We start from the raw sequence: 4845 nt of genomic DNA, 5'->3' as shown, positions 1-4845 counted from the left end.
CCGCCCTGGCGCCGTCCGGCCCGCCGGCCTGCGCCATATCCGGACGGCCGCCGCCGCCCTTGCCGCCGATCGCGGCGGACGCGGCCCTTACCAGATCGACCGCGTTGAAACGCGCCGTCAGGTCGGCGGTCACGCCGACCACGACGCTCGCCTTACCCTCGTCCGACGTGCCGACGAAGACGGCGACACCCGAGCCGAGCGAAGCCTTGCCCTCGTCGGCCAGCGGCTTCAGATCCTTCGCCGCAATGCCCTCGACGACACGGCCCAGAAAGCTGACGCCGGCCACGGTCTCCGCACCCTCGTCTGCCGCCTTGCCGCCCCCGCCACCCAGCGCCAGCTTGCGGCGCGCCTCGGAGAGCTCGCGCTCCAGCCTGCGGCGTTCCTCGAGCACCGTCTCGAGACGTTCGGCGACATCGCCGGGCGCCACCTTGAGGGCGCTCGCGGCCTGCTTCAGCAGCCGCTCCTGCTGGTCGAGATGACGGCGCGCGGCCGCTCCCGTCAGCGCCTCGATGCGGCGCACACCGGCCGCCACGGCGCCTTCCGAGACCACCCGCACGAGGCCGATGTCGCCGGTGGCGCGCACATGGGTGCCGCCGCATAGCTCCAGAGAATAGGTCTTGCCGGTCTTTTCGCCATCGACGGCCGTGCCCATCGACACGACGCGCACCTCGTCGCCATATTTCTCGCCGAACAGCGCCATCGCCCCCTCGGCAATGGCGTCGTCGACCGCCATCAGGCGGGTGACCACCGGCGCATTCTGCAGCACGATGTCGTTGGCGATGTCCTCGACACGCGAGAGCTCCTCCTCGGAAATCGGCTTGGGATGCGAGAAGTCGAAGCGCAGCCGCTCGGGCGCGACCAGCGATCCCTTCTGCGCCACATGGGTGCCGAGCACCTCGCGCAGCGCCTCGTGCAGCAGGTGGGTGGCCGAATGATTGGCGCGGACCTTCGTGCGGCGGGCGCGATCGACATGCAGCGCGACGGCGGCTCCCGTCTTCACCGCCCCTTTCGTGACCGTGCCGAAATGAACCAGCAGCCCATCGCCCTTCTTCTGCGTGTCGGAGACGGCGACGGCAAAGTCCTCGCCCTCGATCGTGCCGGTGTCGCCCACCTGGCCGCCGGATTCGCCATAGAACGGCGTCTGGTTGGTGACGAGCGCCACGGCGTCGCCCTCGCCCGCCTCCTCCACCAGCACGCCTTCACGCACCAAGGCGGTGACGACGCCTTCGGCTTCCTCGGTCTCGTAGCCGAGGAAATCGCTGCCGCCGACCTTGTCCTTGACCGAGAACCACACGGCCTCGGTGGCCGCCTCGCCGGAGCCGGCCCAATTGGCCCGCGCCTCGGCCTTCTGCCGCTCCATCGCCGTGTTGAAACCGTCGAGATCGACGCTGATGCCGCGCTGGCGCAGGGCGTCCTGCGTCAGGTCGAGCGGGAAGCCGTAGGTATCGTATAGCTTGAACGCGGTCTCGCCGTCGAGACGGTCGCCCGCCGCCATCGAGCCGGTGGCATCGGACAGCAGCGACAGGCCGCGCGCCAGGGTCTTGCGGAAGCGCGTCTCCTCGAGCTTCAGCGTCTCGGTGATCAGCGCCTCGCCGCGCACCAGTTCCGGATAGGCCTGACCCATCTCGCGCACCAGCGCCGGCACCAGCCGCCACATCAGCGGCTCCTGCGCACCCAGAAGCTGCGCGTGGCGCATGGCGCGGCGCATGATGCGGCGCAGCACATAGCCGCGCCCCTCGTTCGACGGCAGCACGCCGTCGGCGATCAGGAAGCTCGACGCGCGCAGATGATCGGCGATCACATTGTGGCTGGCGCGGCGCGCGCCCTCGGCCTTGACGCCGGTGGCGTCCTCCGAGGCGCGGATCAGCGCCTTGAAAAGATCGATGTCGTAATTGTCGTGCACGCCCTGCAGAACGGCGGCGACGCGTTCCAGGCCCATGCCGGTGTCGATCGACGGGCGTGGCAGCTCGATGCGCTCGTCGAGCGTCAGCTGCTCATACTGCATGAAGACCAGGTTCCAGATCTCGATGAAGCGGTCGCCGTCCTCGTCCGGGCTGCCGGGCGGGCCGCCGGGGATCTCCTCGCCATGGTCGTAAAAAATCTCCGAGCAGGGTCCGCACGGGCCGGTATCGCCCATCGCCCAGAAATTGTCGCTGGTCGGGATGCGGATGATGCGGTCGTCGGACAGACCGGCGATCTTCTTCCAGTAACCGGCCGCCTCGTCGTCGGTGTGATAGACGGTGACCAGCAGGCGCTTGGCATCGAGGCCGAACTCCTTGGTGACGAGGTTCCAGGCGAGCTCGATGGCGCGGTCCTTGAAGTAGTCGCCGAAGGAGAAATTGCCCATCATCTCGAAAAAGGTGTGATGGCGGGCCGTGTAGCCGACATTGTCGAGATCGTTGTGCTTGCCGCCGGCGCGCACGCATTTCTGGGCCGTGGCAGCCCGGCTGTAGGGCCGCGTCTCGAGGCCGGTGAAGACGTTCTTGAACTGCACCATGCCGGCATTGGTGAACATCAGCGTCGGGTCGTTGCGCGGAACGAGCGGGCCGGAGGCCACGATCTCATGCCCGTTCTTCTTGAAGTAGTCGAGAAAAGTCGACCGGATGTCGTTGACGCCACTCATGTTTCAGCCTTTGCGAGAAGCCCGCGCGGAAAATGCGGGAAACAGGTGCCCGCCTTTTAACGTCAGCGCAAATGCCTGTCCAGAAATCCCGTCGGCGGAGGCCGAAACGCAAAGGGCGGGCCGTGGCAGCGCATCCGGCTCTGTTTCGGGGCACCAGCATTGTGCGTGGTTCGGCAGGCTCGCCATGAGGAGGGCGTGATTGCAGGGCTCGCCTGCAACGTCACGAAGCAAGGCGCCCCGCCAGGTCCGGCGTTCCCCATGGCGAGCCTGTCGAACCACGCACTGAAAGGCGGCAAACGAAAATCCCCGGCACGAGGCCGGGGATGAGGTGAAACGCCGAAGGCGGTAGCGGAACGGCAGGCCCGCCGAGCCAAGCTCAGTCGCCGGCCACATCCTGCTCGTCGGGACCGGTGTCGTCGAGGAACCTGTCGGCGATGAGGCCCGCATTCTGGCGCAGCATCAGCTCGATCTCGTTGGCGGTTTCCGGATTGTCGCGCAGGAACTGCTTGGCGTTCTCGCGCCCCTGGCCCAGACGCTGGGAATTGTAGGAGAACCAGGCGCCCGACTTCTCCACCACGCCGGCCTTGACGCCGAGATCGATCAGCTCGCCGGTCTTGGAAACGCCTTCGCCATACATGATGTCGAACTCGACCTGCTTGAAGGGCGGCGCCATCTTGTTCTTCACCACCTTGATGCGGGTCTGGTTGCCGACCGTCTCGTCGCGGTCCTTGACGGAGCCGATGCGACGAATGTCGAGGCGCACGGACGAATAGAATTTCAGCGCATTGCCGCCCGTCGTCGTTTCGGGCGAGCCGAACATGACGCCGATCTTCATGCGGATCTGGTTGATGAAGATGACCATCGTCTTGGAGCGCGAGATGGAGGCCGTCAGCTTGCGCAGGGCCTGGCTCATCAGGCGGGCCTGCATGCCGGGCAGCGAATCGCCCATCTCGCCCTCGATCTCGGCCCGCGGCGTCAGCGCGGCAACCGAATCGACGACGATCACGTCGAGCGCGCCGGACCGCACCAGCGTGTCGCAGATCTCGAGCGCCTGCTCGCCCGTGTCGGGCTGCGAGATGAGAAGGTTCTCCAGGTCGACGCCGAGCTTGCGGGCATAGATCGGATCCAGCGCATGCTCGGCATCGATGAAGCCACAGATGCCGCCCTTCTTCTGCGCCTCGGCAACGGTGTGCAGCGCGAGCGTCGTCTTGCCCGAGCTCTCCGGTCCGTAGATCTCGATGATGCGGCCGCGCGGCAGGCCGCCGATGCCCAGAGCGATGTCGAGGCCGAGCGAACCGGTGGAGATCGTCTCGATCTCCACCACCTGGTCATTGGCGCCGAGCCGCATGATCGAACCCTTGCCGAAGGCGCGTTCGATCTGCGACAGGGCCGCATCAAGAGCCTTGGTTTTGTCCACCGAATTATCCTCTACAAGCCGCAATGAATTCTGAGCCATGATACAACACCCCTTCGTCGTCAATGGGAGCGGGTCCGCCAAATCCGCCATATCTATTCGTACTCTTTTTGTTCCAATTTGGCAATAGAGGTCAAATCATTGATTTTCATTCACAATCTAGATATGTTCTCATTTTGTGCGCAGCGATCGCCCGGCGCCGACCTCTCCCTTGCCGGTGCCGATACGGCCCTTGTCGGCCGGCGTTCCGGCCCCGCCGCGATTCGCGCGGCGCGGTGACGGCGATGCCGCGGGCCCCTCGCCTCCTTGCCGTCGGCGGCGCGCATATGGACCGCCGTGGGCGGCTCGCCGGCCCTCACCGTCCGGCGACCTCCAATCCCGGCCGCATGCGCGAAGAGGTGGGCGGCGGCGTCTTCAATGCCGCGCGGGCGGCGGCCTTGCGCGGCGCGGCGGTCTCGCTGATGTCGATGCGCGGCGGCGATGCGGCGGGCGAGCGGGTGGCGGATGCCATCGAACGGGCGGGATTCGAGGATCTGTCGGCGGTTTTCCTCGACCGCGCGACCCCCAGCTACACGGCAATCCTCGACCATGAGGGCGAGCTGATCACCGGGCTCGCCGACATGGAGCTCTATGAGCTGGCCTTCCCCAAGCAGATGCGCCGGCGCAAGTGCCGCGAGGCGGCGGCGGCGGCCGACGCCATCCTGTGCGACGCCAACCTGCCGGAGGCCGCCATCGCCCTGCTGGCAGCGAGCGGCGGCCGTGGCCCGCTCCACGCGATCGCCGTTTCGCCCGCCAAGGCCGGCCGCCT

The 4845-nt window shown here is 67.0% G+C and carries 3 protein-coding genes; 1 reads left to right on the top strand and 2 read right to left on the bottom strand.

Annotation, left to right across the window (positions count from 1 at the left end; translation table 11 throughout):
* Together alaS and recA are read right to left on the bottom strand one after the other, a co-directional pair.
* Positions 1–2623 (bottom strand): alanine--tRNA ligase (gene alaS, locus NUU27_RS24950; RefSeq protein WP_257764991.1); only part of this gene is annotated, 2623 nt, incomplete at its 3' end.
* A gap of 376 nt (positions 2624–2999) precedes the next feature.
* Positions 3000–4079 carry a recombinase RecA gene (gene recA / locus NUU27_RS24945; protein ID WP_257764990.1) on the bottom strand — a complete coding sequence of 360 codons (1080 nt, stop codon included), beginning with the start codon at positions 4077–4079 and terminating at the stop codon, positions 3000–3002.
* 242 nt (positions 4080–4321) lie between these two features.
* On the opposite strand from recA, the gene NUU27_RS24940 reads away from it, so the two are divergent.
* Positions 4322–4845, top strand: a 524-nt coding sequence (locus NUU27_RS24940; protein ID WP_257764989.1) for a PfkB family carbohydrate kinase, incomplete at its 3' end; no start/stop codon positions are given.

Source organism: Nitratireductor sp. ZSWI3 (assembly GCF_024655565.1).
Taxonomy (GTDB): domain Bacteria; phylum Pseudomonadota; class Alphaproteobacteria; order Rhizobiales; family Rhizobiaceae; genus Nitratireductor.
Note: the sequence above shows the minus strand (reverse complement) of the source record. Positions and strands in the feature narration are given on the sequence as shown.